The sequence below is a fragment of the Pseudoalteromonas sp. AOP7-A1-14 genome (assembly GCF_052376275.1).
Lineage (GTDB): Bacteria > Pseudomonadota > Gammaproteobacteria > Enterobacterales > Alteromonadaceae > Pseudoalteromonas.
Window position 1 is genome coordinate 1 of record NZ_JBQSVO010000052.1, and the last position, 24,410, is coordinate 24,410.

Sequence of the window (24,410 nt, forward strand, 5' to 3'; positions counted from 1 at the left end):
ATTTGGACAGTAAATAATTTCAGTACACACTACAAGGTAAGTGAACCTAAAATAACATTAATTTCACGTTCACCAGAACCAAATCAACAACAACTTTTTTCCGCAAAAGATTCGCAGGTTAATTCTCGCGAAGTTATTGAGTGGAGTGTTAGGCTTCCTTCAGGAGCTATTGCGCATAGAACTGTCGTAGGTGATAAAAATAAAAACTTCAGCTTTACACCGGTTGTTGTAGGTGATTACAAAGTTTTCTTAAAAATTGGCTCAAAACAAGATACCTATAATTTAAAAATTAAGGTAGCTGATATTCAAACTCCAATGTTCCACTTAACTCCTAATCGGTATGGCGTAACCTATGATATGCGTTGGACTGAAATCAGTGCAGCAGATACTTATAAGGTAAGGTTAGATGGGGTTTTAATTGCAACTGAAAAATCAAATATACCTCTTTATACAGAAACTTTCACAATTCAAATTCCACCTAGTGTTGGCAAATATTTGACATTACAGGCATGTGATTCGAACAGTAATAGGTGTGGTAATGAAATTGGCAGAGTTATTCCAAATCTCAGAAATTGTGGACCTCAAGGCTGTATTCTATAACTTTATATAAATGTTCCCTTTGAGAGGTTTCAAAATGAGGGTTACTATCAGATTTAAGTCTGTTTAGGATTTTAACGTGATAAAGTAACTCTCATGCTACATATTTACAATGGCCGAAAAATGAAGATTCAGTTTGCTATAGACCAAGAAGCGACTTTTGATAATAATTAATACACTGCTCAACTATCCTGTGTAAAATAACCTTGGGAGTTGTATTTACCTCTCCACTTTGCTCCTCACCATCAGTAAAATAATTAGAATCATTTAAATTTGATTCAGCGGCTATTATATTCGCGTGTGTTTGCTTTTGCTTTATAACTTCCTTATCTATATTCCCACTTGGGAATAACGTTTTTAATAGTGATAAAGCCGCATTAGAACCAATCTTTATCGTTAGCTGGTTACGTACATAAGCATCATCATTGTTGGTATTTGTAGCCCACAAAAATTGTGGCCCTTGCGTGTTCATTAGCATCTGCTTTACCCAACCATGATCATCAGTCTTAAACAACCCAACGAATGTTGAACCTTTTCTTGAAGGTTTCTTCAGTGAGTTTCTTAGATGGTATAGAATAGATGCATTGAGACCGAATGTTGTTTTCAAATCATTAATATCATCCTCAGAACCCACCGATTGAATGAAAACACTGGACGCATAATCTCTGTAAGTTTTGCTAAATGCAGTAATGCTTTGGCTAGCTTGCTGAATTTCAATTTTCCATTTTCGCGCCTGTAGAGCAGCAGAGTCTAGTTGGGGTATTGTGCATAAACGCGGTATTTTTCGGTTACTGCCCTACAGAGCCTTATTATAAAGGGCTGTGTAGCACGTCTAATTTTCATTGATAATTTATTTTATAGTAATTTACTTAAAAATCAAATAGTTAAATGAACAGCCCGTGCGAGTGCTTCAAAATCATGAGTCTCCTCACTATCAGTAAATGAATAGAACCCAGAGGGCGCGGTATCAGCATCGGTATTAAGCTTTTTATCGCAAGGGGACCATCTTATTGCATCCAGCGCATTGTACGGATGTACGTTTGCCTTTTTTGCTCATATGCTTGCGCGCTTTGGTATTGAAGTTACCTTTGTTGATATGACGAACTCTACAGAGCTTCATAATGCTGTTAAACCTAACAGTAAAATGATTTTTGCTGAAACCCCCATAAACCCGACCATGGCTGTGCTTGATCTCGCGTTGATAAGTGATGTTGCTAAACAGCATGATTTAGTGAGCGTTATTGACAACACTTTCCTCACACCGCTACTGCAAAAGCCTAAAGAATTTGGCATTGATGTTATTGTTCACAGTGCTACCAAGTACCTAAATGGTCATGGTGATGTTGTTGCAGGCCTGGTTTGTGGCAGTCATGAACATATTAGCCTAATTAAAATGACGGTGCTTAAAGACATTGGTGCAACCATTAGCCCACATGATGCGTGGTTAATTAACCGTGGTTTAAAAACACTTGGGATCAGAATGCAGCGCCACTGTGAGAGTGCACAAGTTGTAGCGGAATTTTTAGAACAACATGCCCTTGTTAAAAAAGTATATTATCCAGGGCTTAAGTCTCATCAAGGATATGAGTTTATTGGTAGGCAGATGAAAGCGGCGGGAGGGGTAATTGCTTTTGAGCTTAAAGGCACGTTAAAAGATGGTGAAACATTTATAAATAATACCGAACTTTGTACGCTTGCAGTGAGCTTAGGTGATGCAGAAACCCTTATTCAGCACCCTGCATCGATGACGCACTCACCATATACACCAGAGGAGCGTGCAGCGGCCGGAATAAGCGATGGCCTAATACGAATTTCTATAGGGCTTGAAGATGTTAACGATATTATAAATGATCTAAAACATGCTTTTTCATACCTAATGTGATTTTGTAATTATATGTTTACTAATTTTTTGTTTTAAGGTATTTGTTTATGGAGTTGTAAACATTTTCATTGTTGTAGTGTATTAAAAAGTGTACGCTCTGGGTCTTTCTGTTATTTATAGAAATACCTAGCCCTATTAAACTTTTATTCACTTTTACTTAGTATGGCTGTAACACGTTGGCACCGGTTTTTGGTGAAGCACAAAAAGGTTATTATGGCTAAGCAAAGTAAATACACCTCCAGAACCCCAGATGAAAATGGCGTGATTCATTGGAGCGATGAAGAAAATAAAGTATGGTCAGAACTGGTTGAGCGTCAATTAAAGTGCATCGAAGGTAAAGCTTGCGATGAGTATATGACGGGACTAGATATAATTAACTTACCCAAAGACAGGATCCCGCAGTTAAGTGAGCTAAACGAAGTATTGCTTGCGACAACGGGTTGGCAGGTCGCTCCTGTACCTGCGTTAATTGATTTTGATGAGTTCTTCCGCCTATTGGCAAACAAGCAATTTCCGGTTGCGACATTTATTCGTAATCGTGATGAGTTTGATTATTTACAAGAACCGGATATTTTCCATGAAATATTTGGCCACTGTGCAATGCTAACAAACCCCGATTTTGCTGAGTTTACGCATAAGTATGGTCTGTTAGGTTACGCGGCACAGAAAAAAGATCGTGCATACTTAGCGCGTATATATTGGTTTACGGTTGAGTTTGGTCTAATGCAAACTGATGATGGCTTGCGTATTTATGGCGGAGGTATTCTATCAAGCCCAGGTGAAACAAAATATGTGTACAGCGACGAGCCAGAAATAAATAGTATGAATGTGCTTGATGTATTACGAACGCCATACCGCATTGATATTATGCAACCTGTGTATTATACCATTAATTCTATTCACGATTTATTTGATATTTCACAAATAGACATCATGTCACTGGTTGAACAAGCAAAAGAGTTGGGCTTATATAAACCAAAATTTCACCCTAAATAAAAATAGTAAGTTAAGGATTTAAAATGTCACCTTTAAGCACACAAAAATGTGAAGCCTGTCATGCTGATGCACCAAAAGTATCAGATACTGAATTAGCTGAATTAATTAAAATAATACCTGACTGGGTACCTGAAGTACGTGATGGTATTATGCAGTTGGAGCGTGTTTATAAGTTTAAAAACTTTAAACAAGCTATCGCGTTTACTAATAAAGTGGGTGATATGGCTGAGGACGAAGGTCATCATCCTGGCTTATTAACCGAGTGGGGAAAAGTGACCGTTACTTGGTGGAGCCATTCAATTAAAGGCTTGCATAAAAATGATTTTATTTGTGCGGCTAAAACCGATGAACTATTTAATGAGTAATCATCGTCAAAGTTAATATGCTATAAAAAATAATAAAAGGCACGCAAAGTGCCTTTTATTGTTTACCTATTAATTCAAACCCTTGAGCTAGGTATCTGGCTAATTCATTATAGCCATTATTCTGATTTATCTGTGTTTAACATTTCATCATGCTCCGTCATATCCCAAGGTAATTCGCCTGGGCTGTTGTCTAAAAAGTGTAAGTAATTTTCAAACTGGTCGAGTATATCTTTAACAATATCGTCTTCACTGTAATCATAAATATCGTAAGATAAACCACCTCGACGTAAGAATACTTCAGCACGATAGTATAATTCAGGCGCATCTTTTAAAGATTTAACTTCAGAATGCACAAAGCTAGGTGTTGTATGTTCAGTTAGCCTAATATCATACACAAAATCGACATGTTCGTGACGCAGTACCGTTAAATGTGCGCGTGGCATCTGTGGGTCAAATTCAACAACTGCGTGCCATTTCCGCGCGTTTAATTCGGCCTGCACAGCATGCATCGCATTTGAAACTGTTTGTTCAATAAAAGTATGTACTTTTCTTTTGCTAGGGTAGTCAACCATCGATGCTAAACGACGCTTCCAGTGCGAAAGCTTTTGACTTTTATTATTTAAGGTATGTGCTTGTAAGCTAGTATCTCTATGTCCTTCAATAATTAGTGCTCGCCACAGACCTACTGTTGCTAACAACATTATTATGGCAAACGGTAAAGCGCTTGCAATTGTCATGGTTTGAAGTGCCTTGAGTCCATCGGCCTGTAATAAAGCTATTGCTACACCACCTTCCAGTGATGCCCAAAAGATACGTTGCCAAGCAGGGCTGTCAACACGACCACCTGAAGCAAGAGAGTCGATAACTAATGATCCTGAATCAGATGAAGTAACAAAAAAGGTAACGATTAATACCAAAGTTAATATTGAAATAAAGGATGTCCATGGTAACTCTGAATATAACTTAAATAATGCAACTGCTTCATTATCTTTAACATCCGTAATAATCGTGTTGATGCCTTCATTCATAATTAAATTTAAGGCGGTATCACCAAATACAGAAAACCATAAAAAAGTAAATATAGTTGGAACTAACATGACGCCAACAACAAATTGTCTAATTGTACGTCCACGACTAATTTTAGCGATAAACATACCCACAAATGGTGCCCAAGCAATTGTCCAACCAAATATAAATAATGTCCAATTGCCAATCCAGTCACTGCGGTTATATGCTTGCAAATTAAAAGTACGTTCGACAATACCACTTAAATAACTGCCTGTGTTTTGTAAGAACGATTCTAAGATGTGAATGCTAGAGCCAACAAAAAATACAAATGTCATTAAAGAAATGGCTAATACCATATTTAATATAGACAACCGTTTTACGCCTTTATCCATACCTGCAATAACGGAGAGCGTAGCGGCTGCAGTTATGACACAAATAGTCACAATTTGAACTTTAATATCAATTTCAATGCTAGGCCACAAGTAATTCAGGCCCGCATTAATTTGCGTGACGGATAACCCAAGCGTAGTTGCTATACCAAACAGGGTGCCTAAAATAGCGAATATATCAACAGCATGGCCAATAGGGCCATAAATTTTATTGCCAATTAGCGGATATAGTGCAGAGCGAATTGATAGCGGTAGACCATGTCGAAAAGCAAAGTAGGCAAGTACTAAGCCCACCAATCCATAAATTGCCCAAATATGAAATCCCCAATGGAAAAATGCGATTTGCATTGCCTGCTTCGCTGAGTTGACTGTTTCAGCAGCACCTGCTGGCGGAGAGGCATAATGTAGTACGGGCTCTGCAACGCCAAAGTAAAGTAGGGCAACGCCATAACCTGCTGAAAATAGCATGGCAAACCATTCAACAAAGCTGTATTGCGGCTCTGCATGATCGGGGCCTAATTTAATGTTCCCCCAACTTGATGCGGCAATAGAGACGATAGACACTAAAAAAATAGCCACCGATAACATATAAAACCAGCCGAAGGTTTCTGTGATCCAAGCAAGGGTGACACTGAACACTTGCTTTGCAAGTTCGGTATTGCTGGCTGTGCCTATTACTAAAAGTAAGATAATAAACACCGCAGGTATAAATACTGGCAGCAAAATAGTTGAGCGAAATGGTTTTTTTCCCATATTAAATCCTTAATATTGATTGCTAACTTTAAAGCGTGCTTACCAAGCTTATTACATCTTTGTGGATATTGGCTAATTTATTACTAAAAACATTACGTTGTCGTCAGGTGAAGTCAGTTAGTTTTGCTTTTAACGGTTATTTATTTGTACACTTACAGGCAGAACATAAGGGACGACTACCATCAAAATGATAAAACATAAAAACTTTATTATCGCTTGCTTGCTTATACTATTGCCGCTTATTGACAGCTTATTAATTCCTGTGGCGTTTGGCATACAATGGCAAGACCCAAAAACAATGTATTTAGTGAGTGCGTATTTCATTCCTTTTAAGTTGGTGTTAGTAACGATTGGCGGGTTTATGCTGGCCAGTCACGGTCACTCGCACCACCAAGAGCCGCGTAAGTGGTATTCGAAATTCGTTGATGTAACAATATTTATACTAGCAGGTGTCCAATTTATTATGCTTGGTATTGTTTGCGCACTCTACTTAGTTGTTGGCACACAAGCTGATAATTACCGCAGGCAAGGTAATATCACGGTCTACACCTCTGATGTTGGGGCACTTGGGGGGGAAGCTAATCATCATTTTTCATACCAATGTACTACTCAAAATGGCTTTTATAAGTTAACGCCTATCGTTACTCTTGATTGGCTCGGTCATTTCACATTTACCGAAAAAGCTAATACATTAATAATCAAGTACAAAGATTATACTGGTAAGGGGGAGCAGGTAAAAAGGCTTTGAGTGTGAGTTTTGAGTCGTTGGTTAAAGTAAAAAGCCATGTGTAAACATGGCTTTGAATTTTTTATTACTGCAGGGTAGATTAGTCGTCTATCGAGCGTAAAAGTGCATTTATTCCTACTTTTTCGCGGGTTTGTTGGTCGACTTTTTTCACGATGATTGCAGCATACAGGCTGTGTGTGCCGTCTTTAGAAGGTAGAGCTCCAGGCACTACAACTGCACCGGCTGGTACGCGGCCGTAGTGAATTTCACCGGTTTCGCGGTCATAAATACGGGTACTTTGGCTGATGTAAACGCCCATTGAAATAACAGCGCCTTCTTCAACCACTACGCCTTCAACAATTTCAGAGCGAGCGCCGATAAAACAGTTGTCTTCAATGATCGTCGGATTGGCTTGTAATGGCTCTAAAACGCCGCCTATGCCAACGCCACCCGATAGATGAACGTTCTTACCTATTTGTGCACATGACCCTACAGTCGCCCATGTATCAACCATGGTGCCGTCATCAACATATGCTCCAATATTTACGTAAGATGGCATAAGTACTACATTTTTACCCACAAAGCTGCCTTTACGGGCTACCGCATTAGGGACTACGCGCATGCCGCCTTGTTGAAATTGCTCTGGCGTGTAGTCGCTAAATTTAAGTGGTACTTTGTCATAAAACTGGTTAACACCGTCATTAAGCGGTTGGTTATCGCGAATACGAAATGATAAAAGCACTGCTTTTTTCAACCATTGATGAACCACCCATTCACCACTAATTTTTTCAGCAACACGGGCTGCACCGCTATCTAATAGCTCTAGGGTATCAACAATAGCTTGCTTAACGTCATCGGTTACGATAGTTGGATTAATGTTATCGCGGTTATCCCACGCGTTTTCAATCATGGTTTTTAAATCTGACATAAGGTCCTCTTATTCGGTTTCTGCATTGAGCTTTTTACGCAATGCTTGATGAATTTTGGCTTGCTCTTCGTCGGTAAGGGCTTGGTATTCATTATTCGATACCACGAAGAAATCTTCTGCACGTTCGCCAACAGTGGTAATTCGTGCAGCATGAATGTGTAATAGATGTGTTTGAAGTACTTCGGCTATTTTAGTTAATAGGCCGGGGATATCTACCGCTTGAATCTCAATTAGGCTGCGATCTTTTCTGGCATGTGGGCGCAGCACTATTTTAGGTTTGATATTGAAGTCTTTAAAACGCTGTGAACGATTCTTTTTAAAGCGAATCTTCTTTTTCGGATCATTTAATGCTATGTCCAGTGCGCGTTTAATTGTCTGCGCACGACCACTGGCGATTGGCTCACCGTTAACTTCTAAAATAACAAAACTAAATAGTACATAGCCATCTTTGGTAGTCAGTACTTGAGCATGTTGGATTTGCGCTTTTTTAGAGCCAACAACACTCACAAGTCTTGCAAATAAGCCGCCAGAGTAGGGGCTGTAGGCAAACACTTGGGTACCGCCGTGCATTGCCTTATTTGACACTAATACACTAGGTTGGCTTAAGTCTTTAACCTGCAGCAAATGTTGCGTATGCCATGAAATTTGCTGTTCACTAAAGGCTGTAAAGTAGTTTGCTTTAAAGCGGCTCCAAATAAGATCAATTTGCTCCTCGCGGCAGCCATGATTAAGTAAACGCTGCTTTGCTTGATGTTTTTTATCGCGGATCTGGTCACGCTGATCCATTGGGTTTTCAAGCCCCAAGCGTAGCGCCCGCTGGGTATGTAAATACAGTTCACGCAGTAGGGTATTTTTCCAGTCGTTCCATAAATTGTCATTGGTAGCACGAATATCGGCTACGGTTAAACAATATAGGTAATCGAGTTGGCGTTCAGTTTTAACGCGTGAGGCAAAATCTTTGATAACACCAGGATCGTTAATATCTTTACGTTGTGCGGTAACCGACATCAGCAAGTGATTAGTTACCAGCCACGCAATTAGTTTACCGTCAGAGGTTGGAAAACGGTGAAGCTTTGAAAACGCAATAGCATCAACCGCGCCAAGCTCTGAGTGATCCCCGCCACGGCCTTTGGCTATATCATGGAAAATACCAGCTAAATATAAAAGTTCAGGCTTATCCATACGAGTGACGATTTCACTACAAATAGGAAAGTCACTTACGTGGGATTTATCAAAATACTGATAAATATTATTGATCAGTTTATGAGTATGCTCATCTACCGTATAGGCGTGAAATAAATCAAACTGCATTTGTCCAAAAATATTACGCCATTGTGGTAAATAAGCTGCAAGCATGCCGTGCTTATGCATCAATGTAAAAGCGCGGCCCATACCATTTGGGTGTTTTACAATGCGTAAAAAAGCGGCACGACAGGCGGCATAATCTTGTAAATCACCTAATAAACGCCTACGAACTTGGCGCATTGTGCGGATAGTACTTGGGTAAATATGGGTGATTTCAGGGTGATCGGCAATATGCTCAAATAGCGAAAACAACTGATCACGTCGAAAGAACACCGAGGGGTTTTTAACCCGAATTTGATGGCCTACGCGCTCAAAGTTATGGTCAAGATCAATTACGGCTTGTTCACTTACGCCCGGTAAAATACTTTGCTCAAAATAAGAAAGCAGCATTTGGTTAAGCTCACGTATGCGGCTCATTATTCTAAATAAGCGTTTCATCATGCGTTCAACCGAGGCTTTACCATCACTACCAAAACCGAGTATTTCTGCAGTATTTGGCTGGTGGTCAAACAGCAATCTATTTTCAGAACGCCCGGCAGCAATATGCAATGCAAAACGAATATTCCAGAGGTTTTCTAAACACTCTGAAAGTTCCTGATGTTCTTCGTGTGTCAGGTAACCGTGGCTTATTAGTTCTTGGAGAGTTTCAGCTCTAAAGTGTTTTTTTGCTACCCAAATGATGGTTTGTAAATCGCGCAGCCCACCGGGGTTTTCTTTAATATTGGGCTCTAAATTATAGGCGGTGCCGTGGCATTTTTTATGGCGTAAATTTTGTTCTTGGACTTTTGCCAAAAAGAATTCGTCAGAGCGCCATATAGGGCTTTCGATTAAATGATGCTTGAGCTTTTCAAACTCGATGTGATTACCAAAAATGAGCCGACTTTCAAGTAAGCTGGTGGCAAAGGTAACATCTTCACGTTTTTGTTCAAGGGCTTGTTCAATAGTGCGTACGCTGTGACCAATTTCTAAATTAAGGTCCCATAGCATAGTGACAAATTGGCCGATTCTTTCACATACCGCTTCGTTTGGTTGCTGGCTTACCAGTAACATAAAATCGATATCTGAATAGGGGTGTAATTCACCACGGCCATAACCACCCACAGCAATTAGCGCTAAGTCACTTTCGTGGGCTAGATCATAAGCATGAAATAGTTTTATTAATAAGCGGTCGACAAACTCGGCGCGAGCATTAATTAAATTACTAACGGGTTGCTTTGAAAATTCATTTTCTAGCCATTTGTAAAAATAACTAGAGCAATCGCGATAATCACTTAGTTGCTCAGCATCGCTGAGCAACTTTTTTACTTTATTGGGTAATGCCAATGGCTTCGTTCCTAGTGTTCGATGATCCTGTCTATCGTATCATCCGATCGAAGCGTTAAAATTTCAACTCCATTTTCAGTAACAAGCAAGGTGTGTTCCCATTGGGCAGATAAAGAACGGTCTTTAGTTACCACTGTCCAGTCGTCTTTTAGCACCTTACATTGGCGTTTACCCGCATTGACCATAGGTTCAATCGTTATACACATACCTGCTTTTAAGGCTTCACCCGTACCAGCTTTTCCGTAATGCATAATTTGTGGGTCTTCGTGGAATTCACTACCGATACCGTGGCCGCAATATTCACGTACAATTGAGTAGTTAAAGCTCTCAGCATATTTTTGAATTGCTTCACCAATATCACCTAAGCGCACACCAGGCTTGACCATCTTAATCCCTAAGTAAAGGCTCTCTTGAGTGACTTGAGCAAGACGCTTGCCTTGGATACTAGGGGTACCAACGTGAAACATTTTAGAGGTGTCGCCGTGGTAGCCATCTTTGATAACGGTAACGTCAATATTTACGCTGTCGCCATCTTTAAGTGGCTTGTCGTTCGGAATACCATGGCAAATTACATAATTAACTGAGGTGCAGACTGATTTTGGAAAACCGTGATAGTTAAGTGGTGCAGGAATAGCTTGCTGCTCATCGACAATATAATTATGACAAATTGTATTTAGCTCATCAGTGGTGATACCAGGCACCACATGCGGCTCTATCATCTCGAGTACATCGGCCGCTAAGCGCCCGGCAACACGCATTTTTTCGATTTCATCAGGGGTCTTGATTACAGCACTCATTGAGGCTCCAGAATTAAGTTTTAGTGTATTTATCGCCGCACAATTTTTAGTCGCGACGTTGAATAATGGTTTTTAATATGGTATAAAGCGCGCCGTCTTTTTACAAATAAATTCTTAAATGATTTTTTGTATTTAAGGCAAACACAATTTTATTTTAACACACACACGTATCGTCACATACACTTGGGTGCATTTGAAGTTTCATTTAACTTCGGTGTTAGTGCTATGGGATATGTGGAGGCCTAACCCTAAACTACATAGAGGATTTATAAAATGGCAAACGTTTCAATGCGCGATATGCTTCAAGCTGGTGTTCACTTCGGTCACCAAGCACGTTACTGGAACCCAAAGATGAAGCCTTTCATTTTTGGCACACGGAATCGTGTACATATCATCAACCTTGAGCAAACTGTACCAATGTTCAACGATGCACTTAAGTTTTTAACTAATGCAGCAGCAAACAAAGGTAAAGTTCTTTTCGTTGGTACTAAACGTGCAGCAAGCGACGCAGTAAAAGAATCGGCTATCGAAAGTGACCAATTCTTCGTTAACCACCGTTGGTTAGGTGGTATGTTGACTAACTGGAAAACAGTACGTCAATCTATCAAGCGTCTAAAAGATTTAGAAGCGAAGAGTCAAGACGGTACTTTTGAAAAGTTAACGAAAAAAGAAGCGTTAATGCTTACTCGTGAAATGGACAAGCTTGAAAAGAGCCTTGGTGGTATCAAAAACATGGGTGGTCTTCCTGACGCACTTTTCGTTATCGATGCAGACCACGAGCACATCGCAATCCGTGAAGCTAACAACCTAGGCATTCCAGTTGTTGCAATCGTTGATACTAACTCTAACCCAGACGGCGTTGATTACGTTGTCCCTGGTAACGATGATGCTATCCGTGCAATCAACCTTTACACTAGCGCTGTTGCAACTGCGATCACTGAAGGCCGTGAGAACAACATTGTTGCTCAAGCTGAAAAAGATGATTTCGTAGAAGCTGAGTAATTAGCTGTCATCAAGTCTTCATCTTAACGAAGATGAAGACTTGCTATTCTTATAGAGCGGTTAACCCGCTTATCTAAAACTGACTTTCAGATTTGAGGATTTACTAATGGCTGTAACTACTGCCCTAGTTAAAGAATTACGTGAGCGCACAGGCGCTGGCATGATGGATTGTAAAAAAGCGTTAACTGAAACTGATGGCGACATCGAGTTAGCGATTGAAAACATGCGTAAAAGTGGCGCTGCTAAAGCGGCTAAAAAAGCAGGTAACATCGCTGCTGAAGGTACTATCATTATCAAGAAAAGTGGTAATGCTGCAGTACTAGTTGAAGTTAACTGTCAAACTGACTTCGTTGCTAAAGACGAAAGCTTCTTAGCATTCGCTAATAAAGTAGCTGACGCTGCAATTGCAGACACAGTGGCTATTGAAGAACTACAAGCTAAGTATGAAGAAGACCGTGTTGAGCTAGTAACTAAAATTGGTGAAAACATCAACGTACGTCGTCTTCAGTACATCACTGGTGAGCAACTAGTAGAGTACCGTCACGGTGAGCGTATTGGTGTTGTTGTTACAGGTGTTGCTGATGAAGAGACACTTAAGCACGTTGCAATGCACGTTGCTGCTTCAAACCCAGAATACCTAACACCTGAAGATGTTCCTGCTGACGTTGTTGAAAAAGAAAAGCAAGTTCAAATCGACATCGCGATGAACGAAGGCAAGCCTGCTGAAATCGCTGAAAAGATGGTTGTTGGTCGTATGAAGAAGTTTACTGGTGAGGTTTCTCTTACTGGTCAAGCTTTCATCATGGAACCTAAAAAATCTGTTGGCGAAGTTCTTAAAGAGAAAAGCGCAACAGTTACTAGCTTCGTACGTATGGAAGTTGGTGCAGGTATCGAGAAGAAAGAAGAAGACTTTGCTGCTGAAGTTGCTGCACAAATTGCAGCGGCTAAAGGCCAGTAATTCTCTTGCTCAGCCGATGAAAAGATAAATAGATGAAATTAATCTGTTATTAGCTTTTGCGTCAGTGCTGAAAATTCTTTAAAATAACCGCGTTTTATGTATAACCATAAACGCGGTTATTTTTTATCTCATTATTAAGGCTGGCCCAAATACTATGACTATCAATCGTAAACCTATTTTTAGACGCGTTCTTCTTAAATTAAGTGGTGAGGCATTAATGGGAGACGAAGGCTTCGGCATCGATCCTAAAGTGCTTGACCGTATGGCTCAAGAAATTAAAGAACTGGTAGAACTCGACGTAGAAGTGGGTTTGGTTATCGGTGGTGGTAACTTTTTACGGGGTGGTTCACTGGCAGAAGCAGGTATGAACCGCGTAGTCGGTGATCACATGGGAATGCTCGCAACCGTAATGAACGGCCTTGCAATGCGTGATGCGTTACACCGTGCATTTGTAAATTGCCGCTTAATGTCAGCTATTCCACTAAATGGTGTATGTGACGCTTACAATTGGGCTGAAGCAATTAGCTTATTAAAATCTGGTCGCGTAGTTATTTTTGCAGCTGGTACGGGTAACCCATTTTTTACTACTGATTCAGCAGCCTGTTTACGTGGTATTGAAATTGAAGCCGATACGGTAATTAAAGCTACTAAAGTAGATGGTGTTTACAGCGATGACCCAGTGAAAAACCCTGAAGCAGCACTGTATAGCCATTTAAGCTACAATGAGATTATTGAAAAAGAATTAAAAGTGATGGATTTAGCCGCATTTACGCTAGCTCGCGATCACAAAATGCCGCTGAGCGTATTCAATATGAATAAATCAGGCGCGCTTAAGCGTGTTATTATGGGTGAAGAAGAAGGAACCCTTATTTCTTCACAAGCCTCCGATGAAGTTATCAAATAGATTAGGATTGAACCGTGATTAACGATATTAAAGAAGATGCTGCAGATCGTATGCAGAAAAGTGTAACGGCACTTGGCAGTCAATTATCTAAAATTCGTACTGGTCGTGCCCACCCAGCATTGTTAGATGGCATTATGGTGTCGTACTATGGTGCTGATACACCACTTAACCAAGTTGCTAATGTAAGTATTGAAGATTCACGCACGTTAGCTATCAGTGTGTTTGATAAATCACTAGCACAAGCGGTAGAAAAAGCGATTATGGCATCTGACTTGGGCTTAAACCCAATGTCAGCAGGTACGGTTATTCGTGTACCATTACCTGCGCTTACAGAAGAGCGTCGTAAAGACTTAATTAAAATTGTGCGTGGTGAAGTGGAAGGCGGCCGTGTAGCGGTACGTAATATTCGCCGTGATGCCAATAGTGATATCAAGAACTTACTTAAAGATAAAGATGTTTCAGAAGATGAGGCACATCAAGCTGAAGATGAAATTCAAAAATTAACAGACAAGTTTGTTAAAGAAATGGATGCTCAACTAACAGCGAAAGAAGCTGAGTTGATGGAAATATAAGTAGCAAAATAGTTTAGGCTTAGATATTTACTAACCTAGTGATCGGGGTATATAAATAACCCTTTTTTCTAGAGCTGGATTTATGCGTCAATAGCAGGGCTATTGTAAGTAAACTCAGTGCGGTAGCGCTAAATATACCTGTCTGAAATAGATTTATTATCCCTATTTCAGGTTAAAAATATTAGTTTTGAAACGCCGTCTAGGGTATACTAGGCGGCGTTTTTTTATGGAATAATCAATATTTATGGTTCTTAACGCTGATAAAATTCCCCAGCGATGTTTACCCAAGCATGTCGCGATAATCATGGATGGTAATGGTCGGTGGGCGCAAGCAAAAAACCGCCCGCGTGTTTATGGACATAAAAAAGGCGTTGATGCCGTGCGCCAATCAGTGCAGTTTTGTACTAAATTAGGTGTGCAATCGTTAACCCTCTTTGCATTTAGTAGCGAAAATTGGCGTCGCCCCGAAGACGAAGTGAATACCTTAATGGAATTGTTTTTATTTGTGCTGAGCAAGGAAGTCAAAAAGCTGCATAAAAACAATGTAAAACTGACTATAATTGGTGATTTGTCACGCTTTTCTGATGCTTTACGTGACAAGGTTGATGCGGCGCATGCGCTCACTCGTGATAACACGGGGTTACGATTAAATGTTGCAGCTAATTATGGTGGGCGTTGGGACATTACTCAAGCCACGAAGCAACTAGCGCAGCAAGTAGCTCAAGGGCAACTATCACCCGATGATATAACGCAGGATCACCTAGGTGACTGTATTGCGATGAATGATCAAGTAGAGCTTGACTTACTTATCCGCACAGGCGGTGATGTTCGCATAAGTAACTTTTTACTTTGGCAAGCAGCATATGCAGAGCTGTACTTTACTGATACGCTTTGGCCTGACTTTAACGAAGCGGCATTCGCAGAAGCGATTGCATGTTACGTCGCCAGAGAGCGACGATTTGGTTGTACTGGCGAACAAATAAAACAATTACTCGCCGAAACCTAAATATTTATAAAGGGTTACACTTTGCTTAAACAACGAATTTTAACTTCGCTCGTGCTTGCTCCATTGGCATTAGTTTTAGTTTTTTATACTCCGCTAACTTTGTTTAGCTATATAGCTGGTGGTATTGTACTGCTAGGTGCTTGGGAATGGTCTGCGTTTATGGGGCTATGCGATAAATTAAAGCGGATCACCTTCGTGTCGCTTATTGCCATCTTATTGACGATGTTAAATTTACATTGGCCAATAGAATCTTTATGGATTGATGGGAAGCTTATTGGCGACGCCAACTATCTATTTACCTTGTCATTTGCATGGTGGTTAGTCGCGACTTACTTAGTATGGCGCTATCCGGCTATGGCCAAAGCATGGAACGAAGGTTTTTTGATGCGCGGTATTGCAGGGCTGCTTACTTTAATTCCGCTTTGGCTTGCGTTAAATACTCTACGTAGTGCAGGTTATGTCGAATCTACACATTTTGGCTCGATGCTTATTTTAGTGGTTCTAGGCATTGTTTGGAGCGCTGATATTGGGGCTTATTTCACGGGTAAAAACTTTGGCAAACATAAATTAATGCCAAAAGTAAGCCCTAATAAAACTATTGAAGGCTTAGCGGGGGGCGTTGCAGCGGCAGTAATTTTTGTGCTGACCTTTTGCCACTTTACAGATGTAGGTACAGCTGTATGGCCGGTTTATGCTGTTATGACGGCCTTTATTGCGCTTTTCTCAGCCATTGGTGATTTGCTCGAAAGCATGTTTAAGCGCGAAGCTGGCTTAAAAGACAGCGGCTCGTGCTTGCCAGGCCACGGTGGCATTTTAGATCGCATTGATAGTCTAACTGCTGCTGCTCCTATTTTTGTACTGTGTTATGCCTGGACTTTAAGTTTATGATTTACCAGCAAAAACTGGTTGTTTTAGGAGCTACAGGCTCTATAGGCTTGAATACGCTAGATGTTATTTCACGCAATAAAGCTCAGTTCAGTGTATTTGCGTTAACCGCAGGACATAATGCCGATAAAATGGCTGAACTTTGTTTAGCACATAACCCTCAATATGCGGTAATGGTTGAGCAGCACGGCGCAAATAAGCTACGTGATTTACTTGCAAATACACGGTGTAAAACTCAAGTACAAAGTGGTACAAAAGCCATGAGCGAATTGGCAGCGCACCCTGATGTAGATACAGTGATGTCTTCTATAGTCGGTGCTGCGGGGCTTATACCTACGCTTAGCGCAGTTGAGGCGGGCAAAAAAATACTACTAGCGAATAAAGAGTCGCTAGTAATGTCTGGTCAGCTGTTTATAAATAAAGTTAAGCAGCACAAAGCTACTTTGCTACCTATAGATAGTGAACATAATGCGATTTTTCAATGTATGCCTACTGGGCTTCAAGGCACGCAAGGGCAGCTTAAAGAGCATGGCGTTAGTAAAATATTATTAACAGGCTCTGGCGGGCCATTTCTTAATCGTGACGTAGGCACTTTGTCACAGGTAACCATTGATGAGGCCGTTGCACACCCAAACTGGTCAATGGGGCATAAAATTTCAGTTGATTCTGCAACCATGATGAACAAAGGCCTCGAATTTATTGAAGCTAAATGGCTATTCAATTGCGAGGCTTCGGATATTGAAGTAGTCATACATCCGCAAAGCATTATCCACTCTATGGTGCAATATCAAGATGGGTCTGTTCTTGCCCAAATGGGAAATCCAGATATGCGCACACCAATCGCCCACGCATTAGCTTACCCTGAACGCATTAATGCAGGTGTTAAGCCATTGAATTTTGAACAAATTGCAGATTTCACGTTTACCAAACCGGATTACGCTCGTTACCCTAACCTCAAATTAGCTATTACAGCTTGTGAGATAGGGCAAGGCGCAACGACAACCGTTAATGCTGCAAATGAAATGGCCGTTGCCGCTTTTTTAAATAAACAAATTAGTTTTACTGATATTTATCGTATTAATGCACAAACGCTTGAACTGACAAAGGATGTTAACGTGCACAGCCTCGATGAAATTTTAGCGTGCGATCAACTTGCACGTACAAAAGCTGTTCAGTTGATCTCAAAGGTGAAACGTTAATGCTTGAATTTTTTTGGAACTTAGGTTCATTTATTTTAGCGCTGGGCATTTTAGTCACGGTGCACGAATACGGCCATTTTTGGGTCGCTAGAAGAGCAGGGGTTAAGGTTCTGCGCTTTTCGATAGGTTTTGGTAAGCCGTTACTTAAATGGTATGACAAACACGAAACTGAATATGTTATTGCAGCGATTCCATTAGGTGGCTACGTTAAAATGCTTGATGAACGTGTTGATGACGTGGCCGATCACGAAAAACATTTATCATTTAATGCAAAATCAGTACAAGCACGAATCGCGATTGTAGCCGCAGGGCCTATGGCAAACTTCCTCTTTGCAATTGTTGCTTTAGGCGCAATGTATATGATTGGTGTGCAATCAATAAAACCTGTGGTGGGTAGCGTTGAATCAAATAGCCGAGCAGAGCAAGCAGGTATTATGCCAAGCCAGCAGATTATAAAAATTGGCGATGATGAGCTTGCGACATGGCAAGATGTGACTTTTTCATTAATGGCTGGTCTTGGTGAGCAAAGTATTGATGTCATCGTACGTGATGAAAACTATCAATCTCAAGTTAAAACACTTAATTTAGCAGGCTGGAAATTAGACCAACGCGATGTACCTCCACTGGCTTCATTAGGTATTATTCCTTTTCGACCACAGGCGAGTTTAAAGCTGGCTGCAATTACTCCAGGCTCTGCAGCTGCATTGGCTAATTTACAAGTAGATGATGAAATAATTGCCGTAAACGAACAAACAATAAGCAGTTGGCAGCAATTAGTTAATGTTATTGAGGGTTCCGCTAACAAAAGCTTACAGTTTAGTGTAAAAAGACAAGATAGAGTAGAGTCGCTAACTGTTACACCGCAAGGTAAAGCGGATGCACAGGGCATTAGCAAAGGATTTCTAGGGGTTGCCCCTTATGTTGAGCCTTGGCCTGAAGGTTATGTTGAAACTAGACATTATGGGCCACTCGATAGTATGGTGCTTGGCACACAAGAAACGTGGCGTTTGATCACTTTGAGTTTTGATATGATTGGTAATTTAATTACTGGTCAAGTATCCGTAAAAAACTTAAGTGGGCCAGTAGGCATTGCAGTCGGGGCTGGAACTAGCGTAAGCTACGGATTAGTCGCGTTTTTAAGCTTTTTAGCGTTAATAAGTGTTAATTTGGGTGTATTTAATTTATTACCCTTGCCAGTACTTGATGGTGGGCACTTAATGTATTACATAATTGAACTTTTCCGTAAAAAACCAGTCTCTGATAAGACGCAAGAGTTTGGTTTTAAGGTGGGTGCGTTGTTACTCATATTTTTAACATGTTTCGCTTTGTTCAATGATGTAACACGATTATAAAAGAACCGAACAGTCTCGAATTAGAACACGATTGTAAAACACCACTAAAATGTAAATGTCATGGTGTTGCGCGGTAATACAGTTGTAAAGGATAAAGATAATAAAATGGCTATAAAAAAACATTTGGCAGTGACAAGTTTATTAGGTGCAAGTTTTGCAGCCCTAGGCCAAACTTCCTTTATTGTTGAAGATTTAAGAGTTGAAGGGTTACAACGTGTCGCACTCGGTGCAGCGTTAACACATATACCTATCAATGTTGGCGATAATGTTGATGACTATACAATTTCAACAACAATTAAGTCATTGTATCGTTCAGGTCACTTCGACAATATTGAAGCGCTACGTGATGGTAATAATGTTATTTTTAAAGTAACAGAACGCCCAACGATCAGCTTAATTGAGTTTGACGGCAATAAAGATATTAAAGATGAGCAGTTAAATCAGTCTTTAGAGCAGCAAGACATTCGCCAAGGTGAGCCACTAGACAAAACAGTTCTAGATAATATTGAAAAGGGCTTAATTGAGTTCTTTCACAGTATTGGTAAATACAACGCAAAAATTGATGTTAGCATCACAAAATTGCCGCGTAACCGTGTTAAGTTAAAACTTGAATTTGATGAAGGCGATGCCGCTTCAATTCGTCAAATTAACTTAGTGGGGAATGAGTTATTCTCTGATGAGGATTTACTAGCGCTGGCTGAGTCACAGCAAGATTTACCCTGGTGGCAGTTTATGGGTAGCGACCGCTATCAAAAGCAAACTGTTGAAGGCGATCTTGAAAAAATTCGCAGTTATTACCTAGACCGTGGTTACCTTCGTTTTAATATAGACTCAACGCAAGTATCAGTAAGTCCTGAACGTGAATCTGTTTATGTAACAGCTAACGTTACAGAAGGGGTTAAATATAAAGTTAAAGGTTTTGACTTTATTGGTGATTTGCTTGGCCGTGAAGAGCTTATTAAAAGTGTAATTCCACTTCGCGCAGGCGAGCTGTACAACGGCTCTGTGGTGACCTCTTCAGAAGAATTTATTAAAAGCTATTTAGCTCGCTTTGGTTATGCCAATGCTGAGGTACGTACTATTCCTGAAATTGACGATGAAAATAAAGAAGTGCAATTAACTCTGTCAGTTGATCCAGGTAAGCGTGTTTATGTACGTCGTATTATTGTTGGTGGTAATCAAAACACCTCCGATGAAGTACTACGTCGCGAAATGACCCAGCTTGAAGGTGCGTGGCTTTCTAATCAGAATCTTGAACGTTCTAAATTGCAAATTCAACGTTTACCGTATATGGAAACTGTTGATTTTAATGTGGTGCCTGTACCGGGTGTTGATGATCAAGTCGATGTCGATTTTAATGTTAAAGAGCAATCAGCAGGTAGCTTTAATGCTGGTCTTGCTTATGGCTCGTACTTAGGTCTGCAATTTAATATTGGTGTGACTGAGTCTAACTTTTTAGGCACAGGTAACCAAATTGGCTTTAACATTAATACTTCCCGTGGTTCTGAGCGTGTAAGCTTATCTTATACTGACCCATACTTTACGCCGGATGGTGTATCGCAAGGTAGTAGCATTTTCTATAGCAACTATGATGCAAGTAAATTCAGTCTAGTTGACTATAAATCAAAAAGTTATGGTATTGGTACGAATATAGGCTTTCCAATTGACGCCGTTAACCGAGTTAACTTTGGTGTGCGTTGGATCCAAGAAGAGCTTTCCGATATTGCTGAGTATGAACAAACTCGCGTAATACGTGAAACGTTCCGCGACCCGGAAAACCCAGATGCAGGCTTTGACTTTACTAAGTACGAGTTAAGCGTTGGTTGGTCACGTGTAACAGTAAACCGAGGCCTATTCCCAACGGCCGGTTCACGTCAAACACTTAATTTAACCGGAACTACGCCAAATTCTGACTTAACTTACTTTAAGTTAAATTATGACTCGCGTTTTTACTGGCCAATTAGTAACGACCACCGCTGGGTATTCTCAACGCGTGCGGCATTGGGTTATGGTAATGGTTATGGCAGCACCAATGGGTACGATCAAACATTACCGTTCCAAGAGTTTTTCCGTATTACCGAGATGGAATTACGTGGCTTTGACAGAAATACAATCTTACCGCAAGCTATTTCTCGCGTACCACAAACTATCCCTGGTGGACCATTGCGAGACGGCACAACAACTGGCAGTATAGGCGGCGCAGAGCAGTTTGACGTGCTTATTCCACAAGGTCGAATTGGTGGTAACACCAAAGCCGTGGCAGGTATGGAGTTAATTGTACCAACACCATTCTTGGATGAAGAAAACACCAGTTCAGTTCGTACTAGTTTCTTCGTTGACGCGGCAAACGTGTGGGATACTGAGTTCAACGTCGATCGTTATCAAAATTTAGCACCGGATGAGCGCGCTAAACTTGAGGATTACTCTGATCCTTTACGTTTTAGGGTTTCAACCGGCTTATCTTTACAATGGATCTCTCCAATGGGTCCTATGTTGATTAGTTTTGCGTATCCATTGCAACAAGAAGAAGATGACGATACGAAGACCATCAGCTTTAATATTAGTAATACATTCTAAAGGAGTTTTTATGAAAAAATCATTTAAATCAACAGCTATCGCTATTTTAGCTACCCTAATGATGGGTACTTCAGTTAACGCATTTGCTCATAAAGTAGGCATTGTAGATATGCAAGCTATCTACAAAGAAATCCCGCAAATGGCTAAAATTGAACAGTCACTACAAAGTGAGTTTGCTGAGCGTCGTCAAGAGCTTGAAAAATTACAGGGCGATATTCGTTTTGAAGCTGAGAAGTTCAAACGTGAAAGCACAACTTTAAGCCAAGCACAAAAAGATGTGTTACGTGACAAAATTCAAGATATGCAAAAAAATCTTGCTGAAAAAGGTCGTCCTTTAGAGCAAGAAATCAAAGCACGTCAAAACCAAGAACTTGCTAAAGTGCAAGGCTTAATTATCAAAGCGATTGAAGAAGTTGGTAAATCAGGTGACTTTGATGAAGTTAAAGTAAAAGATGCTACAATTTACTTTAACCCTAAAGAAGTAACTGACTTATCAAGTAAAGTTGTTGATAAAGTAAGCAAACTATAGAATCAATATGCAAAATTATACGCTTTCGCAGATTGCGGAACTTCTAGGCGCCGAGCTTCATGGTGACGGCGCTTTAGAAATTGGCAAAATAGCCACCCTTGCAAATGCCCATTCTGGGCATATTGCATTTCTAGCCAACAAGAAATACCGACCACAACTTTTAGATACAAAAGCAACAGCAGTGATACTTTCACCTGCAGATGCTGAGTACTTTGATGGTAACAAAATCATTGTTGCGAACCCTTATGTTAGTTATGCAAAACTTGCTCAATTTATGGATACCACACCGCGAGCGGCGCAAGCAGGTATTCATGCCCGGGCAGTCATTCACGATTCAGCTAATATCGGTAATAATGTCGGGATCGCTGCAGGTGCCGTTATTGAAGCCGGCGCAGAGATTGCTGATGATGTGCAGATTGGTGCAGGTTGTTTTATCGGTGCTAATGCTAAACTAGGCAAGGGCACTAAGCTATGGGCTAATGTTAGCGTCTATCACGATGTTGAAATTGGCGCTGATTGTTTGTTTCAATCAGGTGCTGTAATTGGCAGTGATGGCTTTGGTTATGCTAATGAGCAAGGTCAATGGATTAAAATTCCTCAGTTAGGCCGGGTTATTATTGGTAATAAAGTAGAAATTGGTGCCGGTACTACGATTGATCGTGGTGCGCTGGATGACACTATTTTGCATGATAACGTCATTATTGATAACCAATGCCAAATCGCCCATAACGTTGAAATTGGTTCAGGAACAGCTATTGCTGGCTGCACTGTTGTTGCAGGTAGTACGGTGATAGGTAGGAATTGTCAGATCGCTGGTCTTGTAGGTATAAATGGTCACATGAATATATGTGATGGTGTTATAATTACAGGTATGAGCATGGTTACTAAAGCAATTACTGAACCTGGGGTCTATTCTTCAGGCTTACCGCATTTGAGTAATAAAGAGTGGCGTCGCAGTATTGCTCATATACGTAACCTCGGCGATATGAAAGAGCGTATTAAAGCACTTGAGTTATTAACGAAGTCATAACTATTGAACACTAAAAAGGATGCTATTTTGGCAAACGAATTAAATAGCCTAGATATACAAGAGATTTTAAGCTTACTACCGCATCGTTATCCGATGCTACTTGTTGATCGTGTTATTGATTTTACACCGGGTAAATCTTTGCATGCGATTAAAAATGTATCGTTTAATGAACCTATTTTTACCGGGCATTTTCCAAATCAGCCTATTTTTCCAGGTGTATTAATTTTAGAAGCTCTTGCGCAAGCTACGGGTTTACTAGGATTTAAAACGGTAGAAAATCGCAGCGAAAATGAATTATATCTGTTTGCCGCAGTAGACAATGCCCGCTTTAAGCAGCCGGTAGTGCCAGGTGATACCATGCATTTACACGTTGAATTTTTAAAGGAGCGCCGCAACATTTGGAAGTTTGCAGCAGAAGCGAAAGTTGATGGCAAGCTAGTGTGCAGTGCCGAAATCATGTGTGCAAGAAGAGAGTTTTAACAGTGATCCATCCTACGGCGATAATCGAATCTGGGGCTACACTTGGCAAAAATGTGTCAGTGGGTCCATACAGCTATATTGGTAATGATGTAGTGATTGGTGATAATTGTATTATTGAATCACATGTGGTTGTTAAAGGGCCCTCTACCATTGGCTCAGGTAACCATATTTTTCAGTTTGCCTCTGTAGGTGAACAGTGCCAAGATAAAAAATATGCTAATGAGCCCACAACGCTGATTATTGGTGATAACAACGTTATTCGTGAATGTGCAACTATTCACCGCGGAACGATTCAAGATCAAGGCGTGACTAAAATTGGTAGCAATAACTTGTTTATGGCTTATACCCATGTTGCTCATGATGCAGTGATTGGCGATAACGTAATATTTGCTAATAATGCATCGGTTGCAGGCCACGTACATATTGGTGATTGGGTTATTCTTGCGGGTAATTCAGGTATTCACCAGTTCTGTAAGGTAGGCGCGCATGCTTTTGTCGGCATGTATTCAGGCGTGAATAAAGACGTTCCACCATTTGTTACGACTATTGGCACACCAGCAGGGCCAGTAGCAATTAATACTGAAGGCATGAAGCGTCGCGGTTTTGAAAGTGACGAAGTAATGGCGACACGTCGAGCTTATAAAACACTTTACCGTAAAAGCTTAGGCATTGATGAGGCGCTTGAGGCACTAAGTGAAGATGCTGCCAGATACCCAGCAGTGCAAATGATGGTCGATTTTGTTAAGTCATCAGAGCGTGGCATTATTCGTTAGGTGATATCCACCAATAAATACTAGCTCAACGAGCAAATGACTTAAAATAAGAAACCACCTTCTACGGTGGTTT

At 40.5% G+C, this 24,410-nt stretch carries 22 protein-coding genes and 1 pseudogene; 18 read left to right on the top strand and 5 right to left on the bottom strand.

Annotated features, from left to right (window positions below):
* Nucleotides 1-600, top strand: a 600-nt coding sequence (locus ACT3RM_RS09640; RefSeq protein WP_444511364.1) for a hypothetical protein, incomplete at its 5' end; no start/stop codon positions are given.
* Between the two features lie 136 nt (nucleotides 601-736).
* Here ACT3RM_RS09640 and ACT3RM_RS09645 read toward each other — a convergent pair.
* Entirely contained in the window at nucleotides 737-1,204 is a 468-nt protein-coding gene (locus ACT3RM_RS09645; protein ID WP_441834471.1) for a hypothetical protein, read from the bottom strand.
* A 351-nt stretch (nucleotides 1,205-1,555) separates the two neighbouring features.
* Here ACT3RM_RS09645 and ACT3RM_RS09650 point away from each other — a divergent pair.
* The 3 genes and pseudogenes from ACT3RM_RS09650 to ACT3RM_RS09660 all read left to right on the top strand — a co-directional run.
* Nucleotides 1,556-2,479, top strand: a pseudogene (locus ACT3RM_RS09650) (trans-sulfuration enzyme family protein); the annotation flags it as partial.
* A gap of 213 nt (nucleotides 2,480-2,692) precedes the next feature.
* Nucleotides 2,693-3,475, top strand: coding sequence for a phenylalanine 4-monooxygenase (gene phhA, locus ACT3RM_RS09655; protein ID WP_441834470.1), 783 nt, complete (start codon nucleotides 2,693-2,695; stop codon nucleotides 3,473-3,475).
* Nucleotides 3,476-3,498: 23 nt separating this feature from the next.
* On the top strand, nucleotides 3,499-3,840 hold the full coding sequence (locus ACT3RM_RS09660) for a 4a-hydroxytetrahydrobiopterin dehydratase (RefSeq protein ID WP_441834469.1): 342 nt from the start codon (nucleotides 3,499-3,501) through the stop codon (nucleotides 3,838-3,840).
* 116 nt (nucleotides 3,841-3,956) lie between these two features.
* On the opposite strand, the gene ACT3RM_RS09665 is transcribed toward ACT3RM_RS09660, so the two are convergent.
* Nucleotides 3,957-5,990, bottom strand: coding sequence for a BCCT family transporter (locus ACT3RM_RS09665; RefSeq protein ID WP_441834468.1), 2,034 nt, complete (start codon nucleotides 5,988-5,990; stop codon nucleotides 3,957-3,959).
* Nucleotides 5,991-6,177: 187 nt separating this feature from the next.
* On the opposite strand from ACT3RM_RS09665, the gene ACT3RM_RS09670 reads away from it, so the two are divergent.
* The gene (locus tag ACT3RM_RS09670; RefSeq protein ID WP_441994842.1) at nucleotides 6,178-6,738 is read left to right on the top strand and encodes a hypothetical protein; all 561 of its coding nucleotides are present in this window, start codon (nucleotides 6,178-6,180) and stop codon (nucleotides 6,736-6,738) included.
* A gap of 79 nt (nucleotides 6,739-6,817) precedes the next feature.
* Here ACT3RM_RS09670 and dapD read toward each other — a convergent pair whose 3' ends face one another.
* From dapD to map, 3 genes are read right to left on the bottom strand one after another with little or no spacing between them, the layout of a single operon-like run.
* Nucleotides 6,818-7,645 (bottom strand): 2,3,4,5-tetrahydropyridine-2,6-dicarboxylate N-succinyltransferase, encoded by an 828-nt coding sequence (dapD, locus tag ACT3RM_RS09675; RefSeq protein ID WP_441834466.1) that lies wholly within the window; start codon nucleotides 7,643-7,645, stop codon nucleotides 6,818-6,820.
* A 9-nt stretch (nucleotides 7,646-7,654) separates the two neighbouring features.
* Entirely contained in the window at nucleotides 7,655-10,273 is a 2,619-nt protein-coding gene (gene glnD, locus ACT3RM_RS09680; RefSeq protein WP_441994841.1) for a [protein-PII] uridylyltransferase, read from the bottom strand.
* Between the two features lie 11 nt (nucleotides 10,274-10,284).
* The gene (gene map / locus ACT3RM_RS09685) at nucleotides 10,285-11,070 is read right to left on the bottom strand and encodes a type I methionyl aminopeptidase (RefSeq protein WP_441834464.1); all 786 of its coding nucleotides are present in this window, start codon (nucleotides 11,068-11,070) and stop codon (nucleotides 10,285-10,287) included.
* A gap of 273 nt (nucleotides 11,071-11,343) precedes the next feature.
* Here map and rpsB point away from each other — a divergent pair, with 273 nt between their 5' ends.
* From rpsB to lpxA, 13 genes are all read left to right on the top strand, one after another.
* Nucleotides 11,344-12,072: a 30S ribosomal protein S2 gene (gene rpsB, locus ACT3RM_RS09690; protein ID WP_441833699.1), complete on the top strand. Its 729-nt coding sequence runs from the start codon at nucleotides 11,344-11,346 to the stop codon at nucleotides 12,070-12,072.
* Between the two features lie 106 nt (nucleotides 12,073-12,178).
* On the top strand, nucleotides 12,179-13,030 hold the full coding sequence (gene tsf / locus ACT3RM_RS09695; protein WP_441834463.1) for a translation elongation factor Ts: 852 nt from the start codon (nucleotides 12,179-12,181) through the stop codon (nucleotides 13,028-13,030).
* Nucleotides 13,031-13,184: 154 nt separating this feature from the next.
* On the top strand, nucleotides 13,185-13,934 hold the full coding sequence (gene pyrH / locus ACT3RM_RS09700) for a UMP kinase (RefSeq protein ID WP_441834462.1): 750 nt from the start codon (nucleotides 13,185-13,187) through the stop codon (nucleotides 13,932-13,934).
* A 50-nt stretch (nucleotides 13,935-13,984) separates the two neighbouring features.
* Nucleotides 13,985-14,506, top strand: a complete 522-nt coding sequence (gene frr, locus ACT3RM_RS09705; protein WP_441834473.1) for a ribosome recycling factor — start codon at nucleotides 13,985-13,987, stop codon at nucleotides 14,504-14,506.
* A gap of 244 nt (nucleotides 14,507-14,750) precedes the next feature.
* On the top strand, nucleotides 14,751-15,512 hold the full coding sequence (locus tag ACT3RM_RS09710) for an isoprenyl transferase (protein ID WP_441834461.1): 762 nt from the start codon (nucleotides 14,751-14,753) through the stop codon (nucleotides 15,510-15,512).
* Nucleotides 15,513-15,533: 21 nt separating this feature from the next.
* The gene (locus ACT3RM_RS09715; RefSeq protein ID WP_441834460.1) at nucleotides 15,534-16,400 is read left to right on the top strand and encodes a phosphatidate cytidylyltransferase; all 867 of its coding nucleotides are present in this window, start codon (nucleotides 15,534-15,536) and stop codon (nucleotides 16,398-16,400) included.
* Nucleotides 16,397-17,596, top strand: coding sequence for a 1-deoxy-D-xylulose-5-phosphate reductoisomerase (gene ispC / locus ACT3RM_RS09720; protein WP_441834459.1), 1,200 nt, complete (start codon nucleotides 16,397-16,399; stop codon nucleotides 17,594-17,596). The genes ACT3RM_RS09715 and ispC overlap by 4 nt, the downstream gene beginning before the upstream one ends.
* A complete protein-coding gene (gene rseP / locus ACT3RM_RS09725) occupies nucleotides 17,596-18,948 on the top strand; it encodes a sigma E protease regulator RseP (protein ID WP_441834458.1) in 1,353 nt (450 codons plus the stop codon). Before ispC ends, rseP begins: the two co-directional genes overlap by 1 nt.
* A gap of 105 nt (nucleotides 18,949-19,053) precedes the next feature.
* Nucleotides 19,054-21,525 (top strand): outer membrane protein assembly factor BamA, encoded by a 2,472-nt coding sequence (gene bamA, locus ACT3RM_RS09730; RefSeq protein WP_441834457.1) that lies wholly within the window; start codon nucleotides 19,054-19,056, stop codon nucleotides 21,523-21,525.
* 10 nt (nucleotides 21,526-21,535) lie between these two features.
* Nucleotides 21,536-22,054 (top strand): OmpH family outer membrane protein, encoded by a 519-nt coding sequence (locus tag ACT3RM_RS09735; protein WP_441834456.1) that lies wholly within the window; start codon nucleotides 21,536-21,538, stop codon nucleotides 22,052-22,054.
* Between the two features lie 7 nt (nucleotides 22,055-22,061).
* On the top strand, nucleotides 22,062-23,084 hold the full coding sequence (gene lpxD, locus ACT3RM_RS09740; RefSeq protein ID WP_441834455.1) for a UDP-3-O-(3-hydroxymyristoyl)glucosamine N-acyltransferase: 1,023 nt from the start codon (nucleotides 22,062-22,064) through the stop codon (nucleotides 23,082-23,084).
* Between the two features lie 27 nt (nucleotides 23,085-23,111).
* Entirely contained in the window at nucleotides 23,112-23,564 is a 453-nt protein-coding gene (gene fabZ / locus ACT3RM_RS09745; RefSeq protein ID WP_441834454.1) for a 3-hydroxyacyl-ACP dehydratase FabZ, read from the top strand.
* 2 nt (nucleotides 23,565-23,566) lie between these two features.
* Nucleotides 23,567-24,337 carry an acyl-ACP--UDP-N-acetylglucosamine O-acyltransferase gene (gene lpxA / locus ACT3RM_RS09750; protein WP_441834453.1) on the top strand — a complete coding sequence of 257 codons (771 nt, stop codon included), beginning with the start codon at nucleotides 23,567-23,569 and terminating at the stop codon, nucleotides 24,335-24,337.
* Nucleotides 24,338-24,410: the final 73 nt, after the last annotated feature.